We start from the raw sequence: 17549 nt of genomic DNA on the forward strand, positions 1-17549 counted from the left end.
ATTTGTAAAAATTGACGCCAAATTATGAATCAATCAAAATATATACTTGCAGCAATAATCGCCTTTTTTCTTTGGGGTTTTTTTAGTTTCGGACTAAAACCTATTGCAGAATATCCTTCTTTGGATATTTTATTTTACCGTTTGTACATTTCGGTTTTCTTTTTAGTTGTAATTAATGTTGGATTTAGACGAGATAAAATCAAAAAAGATTGGGATTTATTTAGGTCTTTGACCAAAAAGAAACAGAATAAATTAGTGAGCTTGATTGTCGGTGGTTCTATTATTTTGATGTCAAATTGGTTGGTTTTTATTATCGTGATGAATCAAGTTAGCGTACAAGCTGCTTCGCTTTCGTATTTGGTTTGTCCTATTATTACAACGGTTTTGGCATTTGTATTACTTAAAGAACATTTGACTAAAATAAAGTGGATTGCAGTCTTTATAAGCGTTATTGCTTGTTTAATTCTTTCGATTGGACATTTTACAGACTTAATGTATAGTTTGTTTGTTGCAATTGCATTTGCTTTGTATCTAATCATTCAGCGAAGCCTAAATATATTTGATAGTTTTAATCTCTTAATGACACAATTATTGATTGTTGCAGTTTTGATGTTACCACTTGTTTTTCTATTTGCAGGACCTGTGCCAACGGAAATTATTTTTTATCAATGTATTATGATGATTGTGGTATTGTTCACTATTATTCCAATGTTTCTGAACAATTTTGCATTAAAAGGAATTGATTCATCTACAGTTGGAATTCTAATTTATCTGAATCCAATTGTCAATTTTATTTTAGCAATATTTTATTATGGCGAACCTGTTTCGGAATTACAAATGGCAGGATATGCTTTAATTTTAATTGCTATTATCGTCTTTAATTCGAAAACAATATTCAAATCAAGAAACATAAAAAAATCCGAAGTTTAAACTTCGGATTTTTTGTTTTTTATACTATTTAGTTTATTATTTAACATAGATAGAATTTGGTCCGATACCAGTGGTAACATCTTCTTGTAAAACTCCCGTTAAGTTATAGATTGCTAAATTTCCTGCGCTAGCAAAGTCTTTTGCATCTAAAACATAAATAGAATTTGCATCAACATCTAAACCATATAATGAAGTTGCTGTAGATTTGAATAATCTTGATGTTGGTAAATTTGTCGCATTTACAGCCATTTTATAAACGTCCTTGTTTAATGCATAATATAAGAAACCATTTTTCTCAACTAAAAAATCTGGATGATCTGTATTTGCAAAATTGAAAGTAGACGAGTTATTGTTATTTGCCAAATCAATACGAACTAAACGACCACCTGTAGAGTTTTGATTGTTATTCCAATCAATAATACCTTGTGTCAAAACAAACAAAAAGTTACCCGATTTTACCATTCCAGTTGGTGCATCACCAACATTAACGGTTGTTTTTGTGCTTCCATTTAAATCAATAATATCAATAGATTTCCCGAAAAAACCAAAACGTCCGCTTTCTTCATAGGCAACATATAATTTGTTATTATCAACAATAATATGTCCAGGACCTTCTAAAACAGGAATCGATTTTTCATATTTATTATCAGAAATACTATATAACGAAATATAATCATCGTTCGGGTTTTGAGAATCTCCCCAATTCGAAACATAAATATATTTGCTGTCAGAAGTGATGTAGCGAGGATTTTGAACTTTATCTGAAATTGTTGCTACATTTTTAAAAGTTGTATTGTCCATAACTTCTACTCTGTTCGAGTTATTTACCACAACATAGGCTTTATTTCCTTTAAAAATCATGCTTTGGGCAACGTCACCTAAATTTCTTCCATTTCCCTTTTTGTAAATTTCTTGAATAGGATTTACACCATTTTCAACTTTTTTACTAGGATTGTAATAGGTAATATCTGCATTCGCAGCATTAAATTTTCCTTCATTTAGAATGAAAATTCCACTTGTATATTTTCCATTATCAGGATCATTGCTTGGTCCGTCATCGTCGTTAGAACACGATTGTAAAAATAGACCAGCAGCTAGTGCTACAAGAGCGATTGATTTAAACTTATTCATAGTTTTTAAAATTTTATTTGGATTTGTATGTTATAATTTATTCCAGGTTGCCAACGATTTTCTTGTGTTTGATAATCTTGATCAAAAATATTATTCACTTTAAATGAAACGTTGTAATTTGATGAAATTGTATAATTTAGACCAATATTTGTTGTCCAAAAATCACGAAGTGTTGCGCTTTCATCTGTAACCGTATACACTTTACCCGTGTATATATTTTGTATATAAGCAGATAAATTTTTGTACGTGTATTGCGCACTTGCTGTCCATTTATGGTTTGGCGAATACATTAATTCTTTGCCTGTTTTTTCGTCTTTAGTTTTTATATAACTGTATGTTGTGTTGAAACGAAAAGCGTTATAAATGTAGCTTCCGATCAATTCAAAACCATACGTTTTTACTTGATTGATATTTATAGGAGTCCAAATATTACTATTATTCTGACTCGGAATCCATTGTATCATATCATCAATTTTATTGTAAAAGAGATTAGATTGAATTTTAAGATTTTGACCTAAATAATCATTTCCAATTTCCAATTGATAAGCTGACTCTGATTTCAGATCAGGATTTCCACCAGTTCTCCAAAACAAATCGTTGTACGTTGGTATTCTATAATTTTTAGAAATATTTGTACGAAGTTGATATGCTGTTATTGGACGATAATTAATACCCAAAGCATAAATGAAAGGATTATTAAATTTGTTCGAAAAATCTTGACGAACACTAGCTTCATAACTCAAAAAATCAGAAAGTTGATGCTTTGCAATCAAAGCAAAATTGAATGAGTTTCGCGTGCTCGATTTCAAATTATTTCCACCACCTTCGCTATATAAAGCTTCTGATAATACAGCAAGTTGAAAATTTTGTGTGATTTGATGTTTCAAATAATATTTTAAAATATAATTATCAACCTCAAGATTCGTCGAAAAATCTTGATGAATATTTGTGAAAAAATCATTTTCTTCGTGGATATAAGCTAATTTTAATTCAGATAACCATTTATCATTTGGTTTAAAATTCCACTCTGACATTATGCGATAATCTAAATTTTCATATCCATTTGGCGTAGAATTAATATCAACCAAAGGAAATTCTCTTTTTCCGAAGTTAAACATCGAATAGATTTTTACCTCATTTTTAGGATTAAAACGATAACCAAAATTAGCATTTATGTTATTGAAATAATATTTTCCGTTTCGGTTATATATAAGATAATTAGGAACTTCATAATCATTATCAGATTGATTTCTTGAATAATCTACCGAAGAACTAAATTTTTTGCTACTATATTTTAACTGATATTTTCCTGTCCACGTATCAAAACTTCCGTAACCCAAATTAACACTTTGACGCAAGCCTTTGTTGTAATCAAATTTATTCAACAAATGAATTGTTCCGCCAATTGCTCCCGTTCCATAACCAATACTTCCACCACCTGGTTGAATTAAAATTCCGTCGTATGAATTGCTATTAAAAACATTAAAATCTGTTTGACCATTCATGTTAGAATTTACGTTAATTCCATTCCAAACAACTGCTGTATGCGAAGCTAAAGTTCCTCGGAAAGATGGAGAAGAAACCATTCCTCGTCCATTTTCTTTAAAATAAATTGGTGTTTCTGCCTGTAAAAGTTGCGTTAATTGTCCTGGATTTTGATTAATTATACTATCATTAAGCGCAATAATACTTTGCGATTTATAATGATTTGCCAAAAACGCATCATTTAGTATCAAAGGTTGAAGACTAATTGTGTCATTTTGAGCATGCAACGTGCAAGAAATTAAAGCGAAACTAAAAAAAAGTTTTTTCATATAAAATCTGTTTTTCCTCCGAAAACACCTTATTTTAAAATTATTATAAATGGCAGGTTTCCTGACTTATCCAAACTTCTTTTTTTCCTTCCCATCTATTAAACAGTGGATTTGTAGTAAAAGTTTTTAATGAATTTACAGTTGCGGGGACAGTTATGGATTTACACCAAATTCCCTTTTAACTCACTCGTTGAGCACCATTTTGTACAAATGTAAAAAAAATGTAGATAGTGTAGCGTAATGTGATGTGTTAAAACCTTAATGTTAAAATAATAAGAGCTTGTAAAAGGTTGATATAAAATCATTATTTTTAGGGATATTATATCTCTAAATAGTAGAGTAGCTTTGTAAAAAGAAAAAATATAAATAATCAATAACTATATAATTATGGAAAACAATCAACCGTACTACAAATCAGAAAAAAAACTAGTTGCAGGAATTTTAGGAATCTTATTAGGCGTTTTTGCAATTCATAAATTTTATTTAGGTTATAAAAAGGAAGGAGTTATTCAATTAATCATATCACTTGTAACTTGCGGAACTTTTGGAAGTCTTACAGGATTAGTTGAAGGAATTATATATTTAACAAAAACTGACGAAGATTTTGATAAAACGTATGTAGAAGGACGCAAAGGTTGGTTCTAAAACAAAACATCAATATTTTAATTAATAATCTGTCCCAAAATAACTTTTAATTGTTTTGGGATTTTTTTATTGCATTCAATTCCTATTAAAAATTACTAAGTTTTTATTACATTTGCTTTAGGAAAAAAATATAATTACGTAACGAAATCGCATAAAATGGCTATAAAAACATTTAGAGAGGTAATCGCAGAGGCAATGAGTGAAGAAATGCGTCGCGATGAATCTGTATTTTTAATTGGAGAAGAAGTAGCAGAATATAATGGTGCTTACAAAGCGTCAAAAGGAATGTTAGACGAGTTTGGACCAGAAAGAGTGATTGATTCACCAATTGCTGAAGCTGGATTTTCTGGTATCGCTATTGGTTCTACAATGACAGGTTGTCGTCCAATTGTAGAATATATGACATTCAATTTCTCATTAGTTTGTATTGATCAAATTATCAATAACGCTGCAAAAATTTATCAAATGTCAGGAGGACAATTCAACTGTCCAATCGTATTTAGAGGACCTACAGCTTCTGCAGGACAATTAGGAGCAACACATTCACAAGCTTTTGAAAATTGGTTTGCAAATGTACCAGGACTTAAAGTTGTTGTACCGTCTAATCCGTATGATGCAAAAGGATTATTAAAATCAGCTATTCGTGATAATGATCCAGTTATCTTTATGGAATCTGAACAGATGTATGGAGATAAAATGGAAATGCCAGACGAAGAATACACTATTCCGATTGGTAAAGCAGAAATTAAACGTGAAGGATCTGATGTAACAGTTGTTTCTTTTGGTAAAATTATTAAGCAAGCTTACACAGCAGCAGAAGAATTAGCAAAAGACGGAATTAATATCGAGATTATAGATTTACGTACAGTTCGCCCGTTAGATTATGATGCGATCTTAAAATCTGTAAAGAAAACAAATCGTTTAGTAATTTTAGAAGAGGCATGGCCATTTGGTTCTGTAGCTTCAGAAATTACATATATGGTACAACAAAAAGCATTTGATCATTTAGATGCACCAATCAAACGTATTACAACAAAAGATACATCGGCGCCTTATGCACCGAATTTATATAACGAATGGATGCCACAAGTTAAAGATCTTGTAGATGCAGTAAAATCGGTAATGTATAAATAAGATAAGATATATCATATATATTTGTAAAGTCTAGCACATATTTTGCTAGACTTTACTTTTTAACCAAAATTTATCCATGAAAAGTCAACTAACAGCTTTTTTTATAGTTGTTTGTGCGCTTCTTCAAGCGCAAGTAAAAATTCAAGGTAAAGTCATCGACTCAGAAACCTTGAAACCAATTCCATATGCAGATATTCGACTTCCCGAATTAAAAATAAGTGCAACATCTAATTCTGATGGTACATTTTATATCGAATCTACAGGTAATACAAATCAATTAAGCATCTCTAAAACTGGATTTGAAACCGCAAATTATATTTTAGAAAATAAGATTGATTACAACTATGTAGCCCAATTATTTGTAGCCGAAGAAGAAACAGAAGAAGACAATGGAACGGTAGATTTACAAACAGCTGTAGTTTCTGCAAAGAAAAAGCGCCTAAAAAAGAAAGAAAATCCTGCTTATGCAATTTTGCGTGAAGTTTGGAAACGTAAAAAGAAAAATGGTTTAAAATCTATTCCTCATTATCAATACGATGAATATGAGAAATTAGAATTTGATATCAGTAATGTAGATTCTACGTTTATGAAACGTAAGATTTTCAAAGGAATGGAATTTATTTTTGAAAAAGTAGATACTTCTTCTATTAATGGAAAAACATATTTACCAGCTTTTCTTAACGAGTCAATTTATAAAGTTGCAGGTATCAATAAGCCATCTACAAAAGAACGTCGCGAGTTAGTGGCAAACAAAACTTCAGGTTTCGAGAAAAATGAAGTTGTAGCATCTACTGTAAAAAATCTTTTTAGAGATATAGATGTTTACGACAATCGTGTTAATATTTTAGACATCAAATTTGTAAGTCCAATTGCGACAGACGGATTTGCAGTTTATGATTATGAATTGAAAGATACCATAGATGTTGATGGAGTAGAATCATATCGTATCAAATATTACCCACGTCGCGAAGGTGAATTAACTTTCAAGGGTGAATTGTATATTTCGAAAGATTCGTATGCTGTAAAAGAAGTTGTAATGGAAACAACAAAAGAAATTAACGTAAATTTTGTGCGTAATATCTTTATGAATTTACAGTATGATATTCCAAATGATTCGGTTTTTTATCCTAAAAAAGAATATGCCATGTTGGATATGTCTATTTTAAGTAAAAAAGAAGATTCGAAAGGTATTTTTGCACATAAAACGGTCAATTACTATAACTATGATTTCGAAAAATCTAATCCAGAAAGTTATTATTACGAAAGATTAGATCCAGCTAAATCAGCATTAAATGAAAAGTCTGATGAGTTTTGGGCAGAAAGTCGTCCAGAAGCGTTGACTAAAGATCAAGAAGGTATTTACGAAACATTAGAACAATTAAATAAAGTTCCCAAATTTAATAATATTGTAAAGGGAATAGAGGTTTTTGGTTCTGGTTATTACAATGTCGCAAATGCAATAGATATTGGTAATTTATATTCATCATTTGGATATAACCAAATAGAAGGTGTGCGTTTACGTGCTGGTGCCAGAACGTATTTTTCTCAGAATGATATGTGGCGTGCGCAAGGATTTTTAGCGTATGGATTTAGAGATAATAAATTTAAATACGGTGCAGATTTTAGAGCAATGTTCAATAAGTTTAATCGTTTTCAAATTGGTGTTGGTACAAAACGAGATGTAGAACAATTAGCAGCAACGTTAACTTCTTCGGACGGAATTATGACACGTAGTTTTGCTTCGTCGTCAATTATTAGTCAAGGAAATAATGCGTATTTAAGTAGCAATAATCTGACAAATGTATATACATCTATAGAGCCTTGGAAAAATGTAACTTTTCGTGTAGACGGAAATTATCAATTAATAAAACCAGCCGATTCTTCACTTTTTTCTGTAGCGTATGAAAAAGACGGAAAAATAAAAGAAACCGTAACAAACTCTAGTGTTAGTGTCTCTGTAATTGCGCGTCCAGGTGCAAAATATTCTCAATACGGGATTGATCGTTATGAAATGAATACACTTGCACCAACTTTAATGTTACGTTATACAAAAGGTCTGAAAGGTGTAATAAATTCAGATTTTGAATATGATAAATTACAATTCTTATATTCGCAACCAATTTTAATAGGTTCTTTTGGTAAATCTTTGGTAACAGTAGAAGCAGGAAAAACATTTCAAGGCGTTCCGTTATCATTGATGAGTGCAATTCCAGGTAACGAAAGTTATGGACAAGTTTACGGTACATTTTCTCAGTTAGATTATTACGAATTTGTAACAGACGAATATGTAACGATGAATTATGAGCACCATTTTAATGGTTGGATTTTGAATAAAATTCCATTAATCAAAAAATTAAAATTAAGAGAAGTTGGTTTCTTGCGTGCTGCTTATGGTGATATTTCAGATAAAAGTAATGCCATCAATCGCTCAACAATCAAGTATTTTGCTCCAAATCAACAAATTTATTACGAATATGGTTTTGGAATAGAAAACATTGGTTTTGGAAACATTAGACCTTTACGTGTTGATTTTAATTGGCGTGGAAATTATAATAATTTACCAGATGTTCGTAAATTTGGCGTGACAGTCGGAATGGACTGGAATTTTTAAGATATTAATAAATTAAATATAGATTTAAAATGACTTTTGATGCAATTATAGAAATCCCAAGAGGATCTCGCAACAAATACGAAATGGATCACGAAACAGGAAGAATCCGTTTTGATCGTGTTTTATATTCTCCAATGGTTTACCCAGCTGACTACGGTTTCGTAGAAAATACATTAGGATTAGATGGAGATCCAATTGATGTTTTAGTTTTTTTAACAGAGCCTACAGTTCCTGGATGTGTTATCGAAGTTAAAACTATCGGTGTTTTGAACATGTCAGATGATAAAGGTCAAGATGAAAAATTAATTTGTGTGCCAGTTGCAGATCCAACATGGAACCAATTAGAAAACATCACTGATATGAATCCTCATACATTGAAAGAAGTTGAGCATTTTTTCAAAGACTTAGAAAATAAAACAACTACAATAGAAGGATACGGTGATAAAGCACAAGCTGAGCAATTGTTACAAGATGCAAGAGAGCGTTTTGTACCTACTCACTAAGAAATAATTTATAATTTCATATAAATAGTCCTCAATTTTTGAGGACTATTTTTTTGCGATGTTTTTTCAGCTCTATTATTTCCTTATTATAATGTATTATTGTAGTTTTAGATTAATTAATACTTAATTATGAAAAAAATATTTACAATCTCTCTTGCATTATTAGGACAACTAATTTTTGCACAGTACACAACGCCTAATACAGGTAAAACGTATAACATTGCCGATTTAGATGCACTTACAGCAGATGTTTCTTATGATGCAGCGACTAATACTTACACGTTAAATCAGGATTTAACAATAGCAGAAACAGATATTTTTCTTTCGGATAGTGATTATACTTTAGCAATTTCAGAAGGAAAATTAATTACGGTTGTTGGACAAATTATAGTAAATGCTCCCAATCAAGTTTTGTTTACGTCAACAAATCCAGGTACTAGTTATTTTAAAGGTGTAAGATTAGAGGAAAATGCTATTGCTAAATTTTCTAAATTTAAAATGCTTTATGGTGGTGGATTAAGAGCGCTTAATTCAAGTTTTGTAATGGATAAATCTGAAATTTCTTATCAAAATGCGGGTGCTTCAACTGGTGGTGCGATTAATTTTTCTAGAGGAAATCCAATCATAACAAATTCTACTTTCAAACATAATATTACTCCTGTAGTAGGTTCTGGAGCGAATCAATCGGTGGCTTTAACTTTCGAAAATAATTATTTAGAAGATAATAATAAAGAAAACTCTAACCGTCCACAAATTAATATGGGACCAAGTGGAGAAAATCAAACAACAATTATTAAAAACAATACAATTATAGGAAATAGAGCAAACACACGTGTTGGTGGAATTTCTGTTTCTAGTTTGTTGAGTGTGATTAGTTTTGCACAAATAGAAAATAATACGATAAAAGATAACCGTTACGGAATTACGATTACAGGTGTTACTGCTGGCGGAAATATTATTGGTAATACGATCGAAAATAATAATACAGAAAATGTACCAAATACTGGTGGTAGTGGAATTTCTATTTCTCAAACAGCAACAGCGCCGAAAACATCTGTAACAATAAAAGGAAACACGATCAAAGGAAATCTTTGGGGAATTACAATTATTGGTAACGGAACCAATATAGATATGACAAATGGATACAATGTTTTCGAAAATAATGGAAATACAGGTTTAGATTATGCATTATACAATAATTCGGCAAACAATATAAAGGCGCAAGGTAATTGTTGGGATCCTATTTTAACAGATGAAAGAGTAGAAAATGTTATTTTTCATAAACCAGATAACTCTACATTAGGCTTGGTAGATCATTCAAATTATGCTTGCCTTTTAAGTACAAATGAAGTGAAATTAGATAAATTAAAGCTTTATCCAAATCCTAGTAACGGAACATTTGTAGTTGATACAAAAGAAAAATCTACCTATCAAATTTATGACATTAATGGAAGATTAGTAAAACAAGGAGAATTGAAAATAGGACAGAATAATATACAAACTAATCTTAAAAAAGGTGTTTATATTATGAAAACAAATCAATCATCTTCAAAAATCATTGTAAAATAATTTTATATAATTAAACTAAAAATAAACAAAGGGTTATCGTTATTTATTACGATAACCCTTATTTTTTGTGATATTTATAAAAAAACGAAATTCGATACTATTTTTTATTTATTTTTTCTCAAACATTTTTAAGTTTATAGAAATACTCACACATGAAATCAAAAATAATATTAACGGCATGTTTCATTTCATCAACAATGTTGTTATCAGCTCAAACAAATCAAGAAATTTTAAATCTGATTAATAATGAAGTTGAGGTAAATTCTGAAGCATATTCTCAACTTAAAAAAGCAACCGAAACAATTGGACATCGTGCAACTGGAACCGAAAACGGAAGAAAAGCAGAAGAATATGCAGCAAACTTGTTAAGAAGTTATGGTTATGATGTTTCTTTTCAAGAATTTTCTTTTAATGGTTGGAATCGTAAAAGTTTAAATTTAAAAATAAATAATCAGCCCATAAAAGCAGTAGCGTTGGCACATTCTCCTGCAAATGTAAAATTATCAGGTGAGTTAATCGACCTAGGAAATGGGTTAGAAGACGATTACAAGCAATTAGGCGATAAAGTAAAAGGCAAAGTTGTTTTTGCTGCATTAGGTTTGTTAGAAGGAACGTCAAAAGAAATAGAAAATTTACATCGTTCAGAAAAAACGGCTTTAGCAGAAAAATATGGAGCGAAAGGAATCATTTTATTTAATCGACCTGCGGGTGGAATTTTATTAACAGGAACAGCTTCTGTTACGGGAGATATTATAAAAATTCCTGCAATCAATATTAGTTTAGAAGATGGTTTAAAGATAAAAGAACAATTAACGAAAGGAAAAGAAGTTGCTAAAATAGAGATGAAAAATGATGTTGGACAAATGAAAGGTCGTAACATAATTGCTCGAAAAATTGGTTCTAAATTTCCAAAAGAAAAAATTGTTCTTGGTGGACATTTGGATAGTTGGGATTTGGCGACAGGAGCAATAGATAACGGAGTTGGAAGTTTTTCTGTGATTGATATTGCGCGTACATATAAAAAACTGAATTTGCAGAATGACAGAACATTAGAGTTTGTTTTGTTTATGGGTGAAGAAGTTGGATTGTTGGGCTCTAAACATTATGTAGAACAAGCTATAAAAGATGGTTCTATCAATCAAATAAAAGCCATGTCAAATATGGATATGACAACAAATCCAAAATCTTATTACTCTACAATGGACGCTAATTTGAATGTATTAAATGAGTATGCGAAAGATGTGCAAAAATTAATTCCAGATTTCAAATTAAATGCTTTTTCGAGCGTAGATTTACATTCTGATCATCAGCCATTTATGCTACAAGGTGTGCCGATTATAGGATTGTCGGATAGTCAATTTACAAAAGGAGCTTTAAATTGTTATCATGCGAATTGTGATACATTTGATTATGTAGAAGAAATTGGACTAAAAAATAACGTAATCTTAGAAACCTATTTGCTGTATCGTTTAAGTAATTTGAATGATTTACCAGCAAAACGTTGGACGGAAGAAGAAATAAAAACGAATTTAATCAAAGGAAATTTAGAAACTCCCTTGCGAATTTCAGGAGATTGGAGATGGTAATATCAAAAAAAATCCTTCAGAATTTCTGAAGGATTTTTAATTTATTTCTTTTTCAATTTTACTGTAAAATGACGTAAAATATCCGATTCCCATGTAATTTCATAACCAGAATTTAGTTCATTTCGTCTATCATAAATATTTTTCAGTGCTACTGCAATGTAATCCATGTGACTTTGAAAATAAGTTCTTCTTGGAATAGCTAAACGCAATAATTCTAATTTTGGATAACGATTTTCACGTGTTTCAGGATCACGATCAGCCAAAATAGTTCCGATTTCTACACCACGAATTCCTGCTTCTTTGTACAATTCGATTCCCAAAGTTTGTGCAGGAAATTCTTCACGCGCCACATTTGGTAAAAACTTTACTGCATCTACAAAAATAGCGTGTCCACCAATTGGTTGTTGAATTGGAATGCCATATTCAATCAATTTATTTCCTAAATACTCAACTTGATTAATTCTAGATTTTAAATACGAATATTCAGTAGATTCTTGTAAACCTTGTGCTAAAGCCGCTAAATCACGTCCAGCTAATCCTCCATAGCTTAAATATCCTTCGTAGATAATTCCAAAATTTCCACATATTTTATATAGCTCTTCGTTATTAAGTGCTATAAAACCACCAATATTCACCAAACCATCTTTTTTCGCAGACATTGTCATTCCATCTCCGTAAGAAAACATTTCTAATACAATTTCTTTGATTGTTTTATCCTTGAATTCTGCTTCACGTTCTTTAATAAAATAAGCATTTTCTGCAAATCTCGCTCCATCAAAAAATACTGGAATACCATATTGATTTGATAATTCTCGGACTTGACGTATATTTTCTATAGAAACGGGTTGTCCACCAGACGAATTACATGTTACAGTGATTAATGTAAATGGAATTTGCGTTTTATCGTATTGCTTGTAAACATCTTCTAATTTTTTTAAGTCGATATTTCCTTTAAAAGGATGAATTAATTCACTATCAAAAGCTTCATCAATTGTACAATCTACCGCATGTGCTTTTCTAAACTCAATATGACCTTTAGTTGTATCAAAATGAGAATTTCCTGGTACAATTTGGTTTTCTTTTACCAAAGCCGAAAACAAAACATTTTCCGCTGCACGCCCTTGATGTGTAGGTAAAACAAACTGATAATTTGTAATGCTATTAATTGTTTCTTTCAGTTTAAGGAAAGATTGAGAACCAGCATAACTTTCATCTCCAGTCATCATTGCACCCCACTGTTTGTCAGACATTGCGCCCGTTCCAGAATCGGTTAATAAATCAATAAATACTTTGTGGCTTTCTAGGTTAAATAAGTTGTAATCTTTTTCTTCAATCCATTTCTCGCGATCTTCTTTAGTAGATTGATAAATTTCTTCGACCATTTTAATTCGAAATGGTTCGGCAAAAGGTAATTCCATTTTTTTGTCGTTTGTGTTTATTGTAAAACTACTAAACGTTTAGAATATTATGGTCATATATTAAAAAACATAAAAAAATCCTTTATCAAATGGATAAAGGATTTTATTTTTTTATATAGCTAGTTGTTAGTCAATAACAGGAACTGGTCTTTTATTTTCATTAATCGCGACCAATGTAAAAGTACCTGTGATTGCTTTATCGCGACCATCTCGGTACATACTTTCGATATAAACATCAATCTGTACGTCCAAACTTGTACGTCCCACGCGCGAAACTTCACCTACCATTTCTACAATAGTTCCTGCAGGAATTGAGTGTTTAAAGTCAATTTTATCGCTACTAACCGTAACAATAGGTTTACGACAAAAACGTGTTGCCGTCATAAAAGCAATTTCATCCATAAGATACATTACAGTTCCTCCAAACATAGTATTGTGGTGATTTGTATCTCCAGGGAAAACAGCTTTAAAAATGCGGGTTTTAGAATTTTTGATACGTTGCTCGATCAATTCTTCTCTTGGTGTTTTTTCCACTTCCATTATCATAATTATTTACACGTTACTTTTTATTAATTTATTCTCGATAAGGATTTTTTTGTGGTGTTTTGATAATTTCATAATCATTGATTAGCTTTTTTCGCGAAGCGATTCTTTATTATTTATCACTAAAATTGGTAATCTGACTTGTCATAAATAGACTTACAGTTGCGCGACAGTTCATGATTTACACATGATTCCCCAATTATCGTTTTGCAAATATAAATTAGAAAAGTGATATTTTACCACATAATGAAGCTTAATTCGTTGTTTTGAAATAATTCATGTAAATTCAGCATTAAAATTTTTAAGATTTAAAAAAATGAAAATCGTACCAATCAAAAACCTAGTTCATAATACGAATGAATGGAATGAACTATCTACTCAAACTCAAGATTTAACAAATAAAGTTATTCAGGATGTTAATTTTACTACTCAAAAAATTAATTGGGAAGATTATAATTTAAGTAATACAACATTTTTAGGATGTAATTTCAAGCAGAACGAAGCAATAAAATTAATAGAACGTGGCGCTTTTGTTTATCCAAAATTCAAAGATCTCCCATATAATCCTTACCGAAGTAAATTGTACACTTGGCAAGAATTGATGGAAGGCTATGATCCGAATAACGACCAAAGTGTTGATTTAAAAATTTATCAACATTTCAAAAAAAATAAATACAATCCATCTGTTTCAGAAGCGCTTGCTCAACGTCTACATGATTTATCGATAGATGATAAACTTCGTCGCATATTAGAGTATAACGAGGAAGGTATGACAAAGAAAAAGGTGATTGGTTTTATGGGAGGACATTCTACCGAACGCAATTCGGAGTTTTATAACGAAACTGCAATAGCGGCAAAAAGAGCGACCGAAAAAGGTTATTTTGTTGTTTCTGGTGGAGGTCCTGGAATTATGGAAGCGGCGAATCTTGGTGCTTATATGGCTAATTATTCGGACGAAGATTTGCTAAATGCGATTGAAATTTTGGCTGATTTAGATTTTATTGATGACAATAAAACTGAATATTTAGCGAAGAACTACATGACGAATGCCAAAAAAGTATTAGAACTTTACCCTAATGGTGTGGAAAGCCTTGCAATACCAACGTGGTTTTATGGTCATGAACCAAGTAATTTATTTGCAACATACATAGCTAAATATTTTTCGAATAGTATAAGAGAAGATATGTTGTTGACAATTAGTCTATTTGGATTGGTTTATGCACCAGGAAGCGCAGGAACAACACAAGAAATTTTTCAGGAAGCGGCTCAAAATCATTACGGAACTTCAGGATATTACAGCCCAATGGTTTTTCTGAGTAAAAAAAGATATGTAGAAGATACATCAATCTATTCTGTTTTGCACCAATTAGCTGTTGGTAGAGTTTATAAAGAACTACTTTTTTTAACAGATACTGCTGAGTTAGCAATTGATTTTATTGAAAAACATCCTCCAATACTAGTTGATTAATCAACTATAAATCTTTTAATTATCATAATAAGTGATTAGAGTAAGAAAAATAAATAAGAATAACTTAATTATTAATTTGTTTATAAATTAACTATAATACTGGTTAATAGTGTTTTAAATTTTTAAAATTAAGTAAATTTAATTATAATAAAAATTAAAGAGTTTAATATTTGGTAAATTAAATAATGGTTGTATATTTGCAATCCAATAACGCGAGATGGAGCAGTAGGTAGCTCGTCGGGCTCATAACCCGAAGGTCACAGGTTCGAGTCCTGTTCTCGCTACTAAATCGCGAGGTGGAGCAGTAGGTAGCTCGTCGGGCTCATAACCCGAAGGTCATAGGTTCGAGTCCTGTCCTCGCTACAACAAGAGAGTTTCTTTATAGAGACTCTCTTTTTTTTATGTCTACAATTCAAATGATAATACATAAGCGATTATAATTCGTTGTCTATTTTTGATTAAAAATTCATCTATTCGTGTGATTTTTAGAAACAAAGTGAATAAAAATTGGATTGAGAATAGAATTTTATCTTCAAAAATTATTATCAGACAAAACTCTTACAGAATTGGACTTGACAAACATTTTTTGATGAAATTATCAAAATGATAACGGTAATTTATTGATAATTAATAATTTTCGTAATCTATTATTGACTATTCTGTTAAATTTATTCTCCTTTTTTACAGTTTGTTTTATATTATTGAATGATTATTTTGATTACTGATTGTGATTAATTAATAAAAATGTTATACATTTGTACTCTAAGATCGCGAGATGGAGCAGTAGGTAGCTCGTCGGGCTCATAACCCGAAGGTCACAGGTTCGAGTCCTGTTCTCGCTACTACAAAGAGAGTTTTCAAAAGAAACTCTCTTTTTTTGTGTCTTTAAATTTGATGAACTATTTTTGTATCATGAATTTAGAAGAATATAAAAAACAATATAAAAAAGATCAAGCTGTTGGTGCCTTATCAATCGAAAATCGCTTAAAAGAGGTTTATGGTACATTAGAGCCTCGATTTTATTCTCCTCAAATTACTTCTTTTCAAGGTGGGAATGATCCTATAGATGGTGTGGCAGTTTATGATGTAAACGGTTATTATCATTTAGTAAGTTACGGAATGTCGCATTTATATTATTCTGAAGAAAGTGTAGGAGCGGAATTTAGCAAATGGGGTTTTGAGTTTTCTTTTCGTGTAAAACCAATTGAAGAAGATAATGGCGAAGATCCTTTTTGGGTAATCCAATTAATGAATAATTTGGGACGATTTGTAAACGAAACGAAGGTTTGGTTCGAAGAGTATCAATTTTTGCCGTTAGGAGGACCAATTCGTGCCGAAAGTGATACAGATATTGTTGGTTTAGCTTTTGTGAAGGATAATGATTTGAGCGAAATTGAAACGCCACATGGTAAAGTGATTTTTATGCAAATGATTGGCTTGAATTCTCAACAATTAAAGCGTTTAGAAGAGAAATCTACAAAAGAGGAAATTATGTCAGTAATAGATGAAATAAAGTCAGTTAATCCAAAATTTATTTGCGAATTATAGTCTTTTCTGTTAAAATTTTTAAAAATAAAATTATATATATTTTAAAATTTGTTAAATATAATATTCTATATGTCAAATGTTTAACATTGGTATTTGTTTTGCTAATATATAAGTGTTAGTAGCACTAACAGTAGAATAAATTTTTCATAGGTTAGGTTATAATTAGGTCAAACTAATTAGAAGCACTTCTTCGGAAGTGCTTTTTTCTTATCTTTAAAACATCTAAAAAAGTATAAAATGTTCAAAAATTTATTCAATAGAAATAAAAAACAAGATAATAATATAAATTCGCAGACAATGACATTCGATGAAATTATAAATTCAGAAAAACCAGTTTTATTAGATTTTTTTGCAACTTGGTGTGGGCCATGTCAAATGATGGGGCCAATTTTGCAACAAGTAAAAGAAGAGTTAGGTGATGATGTAAAAATATTGAAAGTAGATATTGATAAATATCAAGATTTAGCTGCGCGTTATCAGGTTCGTAGCGTACCAACTTTTGCTATTTTCAAAAACAGTGAATTGCTTTGGAAAGAAAGTGGTGCTAAGCCTAAGGAGCAATTGGTGGAGCAAGTGAAAAAGTATTTGTAAAATTTGACTAGTCCTGAAAAATAGATACATTTTTTGAGTGATTAAAAATACATAAATT

14 protein-coding genes, 3 tRNA genes and 2 riboswitches are annotated in these 17549 nt (G+C 30.7%); of the genes, 13 read left to right on the plus strand and 4 right to left on the minus strand.

The annotated features are described in order from the left end of the window. The first annotated feature begins 24 nt into the window (after positions 1-24). Complete coding sequence (locus RSC72_RS07540; protein ID WP_332543777.1) at positions 25-930, plus strand: EamA family transporter; 906 nt, start codon at positions 25-27, stop codon at positions 928-930. Between the two features lie 36 nt (positions 931-966). Here RSC72_RS07540 and RSC72_RS07545 read toward each other — a convergent pair whose 3' ends face one another. Both RSC72_RS07545 and RSC72_RS07550 read right to left on the minus strand, forming a co-directional pair. Next, positions 967-2061 carry a DUF5074 domain-containing protein gene (locus RSC72_RS07545; RefSeq protein ID WP_332543778.1) on the minus strand — a complete coding sequence of 365 codons (1095 nt, stop codon included), beginning with the start codon at positions 2059-2061 and terminating at the stop codon, positions 967-969. Positions 2062-2066: 5 nt separating this feature from the next. Further along, a complete protein-coding gene (locus tag RSC72_RS07550; RefSeq protein WP_332543779.1) occupies positions 2067-3875 on the minus strand; it encodes a TonB-dependent receptor in 1809 nt (602 codons plus the stop codon). Positions 3876-3909: 34 nt separating this feature from the next. Continuing rightward, positions 3910-4092, minus strand: a riboswitch (cobalamin riboswitch). 170 nt (positions 4093-4262) lie between these two features. Here RSC72_RS07550 and RSC72_RS07555 point away from each other — a divergent pair. The 6 genes from RSC72_RS07555 to RSC72_RS07580 all read left to right on the plus strand — a co-directional run bounded on the left by RSC72_RS07555 (position 4263) and on the right by RSC72_RS07580 (position 11923). Next, the gene (locus tag RSC72_RS07555) at positions 4263-4520 is read left to right on the plus strand and encodes a TM2 domain-containing protein (protein ID WP_332543780.1); all 258 of its coding nucleotides are present in this window, start codon (positions 4263-4265) and stop codon (positions 4518-4520) included. Positions 4521-4625: 105 nt separating this feature from the next. After that, positions 4626-5654, plus strand: a complete 1029-nt coding sequence (locus RSC72_RS07560; RefSeq protein WP_332543790.1) for a pyruvate dehydrogenase complex E1 component subunit beta — start codon at positions 4626-4628, stop codon at positions 5652-5654. A 76-nt stretch (positions 5655-5730) separates the two neighbouring features. Further along, complete coding sequence (locus tag RSC72_RS07565) at positions 5731-8265, plus strand: DUF5686 family protein (protein ID WP_332543781.1); 2535 nt, start codon at positions 5731-5733, stop codon at positions 8263-8265. Positions 8266-8294: 29 nt separating this feature from the next. Then, the gene (locus RSC72_RS07570) at positions 8295-8768 is read left to right on the plus strand and encodes an inorganic diphosphatase (protein WP_332578465.1); all 474 of its coding nucleotides are present in this window, start codon (positions 8295-8297) and stop codon (positions 8766-8768) included. 129 nt (positions 8769-8897) lie between these two features. Beyond that, entirely contained in the window at positions 8898-10337 is a 1440-nt protein-coding gene (locus tag RSC72_RS07575) for a T9SS type A sorting domain-containing protein (RefSeq protein ID WP_332543783.1), read from the plus strand. A 152-nt stretch (positions 10338-10489) separates the two neighbouring features. Further along, a complete protein-coding gene (locus RSC72_RS07580; RefSeq protein ID WP_332543784.1) occupies positions 10490-11923 on the plus strand; it encodes a M28 family peptidase in 1434 nt (477 codons plus the stop codon). 41 nt (positions 11924-11964) lie between these two features. Here the strand turns inward: RSC72_RS07580 and RSC72_RS07585 are convergent, their stop codons facing one another. Further along, a complete protein-coding gene (locus tag RSC72_RS07585) occupies positions 11965-13341 on the minus strand; it encodes a tryptophanase (protein ID WP_332543785.1) in 1377 nt (458 codons plus the stop codon). A 126-nt stretch (positions 13342-13467) separates the two neighbouring features. Further along, positions 13468-13881: an acyl-CoA thioesterase gene (locus RSC72_RS07590; RefSeq protein WP_332543786.1), complete on the minus strand. Its 414-nt coding sequence runs from the start codon at positions 13879-13881 to the stop codon at positions 13468-13470. Positions 13882-13959: 78 nt separating this feature from the next. Then, positions 13960-14106, minus strand: a riboswitch (adenosylcobalamin (AdoCbl) riboswitch). Between the two features lie 94 nt (positions 14107-14200). Between RSC72_RS07590 and RSC72_RS07595 the strand changes: the two genes are divergently transcribed. The 6 genes from RSC72_RS07595 (at position 14201) to trxA (ending at position 17491) form a co-directional block, all read left to right on the plus strand. Continuing rightward, positions 14201-15352, plus strand: a complete 1152-nt coding sequence (locus RSC72_RS07595) for an LOG family protein (protein ID WP_332543787.1) — start codon at positions 14201-14203, stop codon at positions 15350-15352. Positions 15353-15563: 211 nt separating this feature from the next. Then, positions 15564-15636 (plus strand) — tRNA-Met (locus RSC72_RS07600). Between the two features lie 6 nt (positions 15637-15642). Then, positions 15643-15715: transfer RNA gene (locus RSC72_RS07605), tRNA-Met, on the plus strand. 406 nt (positions 15716-16121) lie between these two features. Continuing rightward, positions 16122-16194 (plus strand) — tRNA-Met (locus RSC72_RS07610). Positions 16195-16264: 70 nt separating this feature from the next. Further along, the gene (locus tag RSC72_RS07615; RefSeq protein WP_332543788.1) at positions 16265-16900 is read left to right on the plus strand and encodes a suppressor of fused domain protein; all 636 of its coding nucleotides are present in this window, start codon (positions 16265-16267) and stop codon (positions 16898-16900) included. Between the two features lie 297 nt (positions 16901-17197). Further along, on the plus strand, positions 17198-17491 hold the full coding sequence (gene trxA, locus RSC72_RS07620; RefSeq protein WP_442878292.1) for a thioredoxin: 294 nt from the start codon (positions 17198-17200) through the stop codon (positions 17489-17491). Positions 17492-17549 lie beyond the last annotated feature (58 nt).

Source organism: Algoriella sp. (genome assembly GCF_036647415.1).
Taxonomy (GTDB): Bacteria; Bacteroidota; Bacteroidia; order Flavobacteriales; family Weeksellaceae; genus Empedobacter.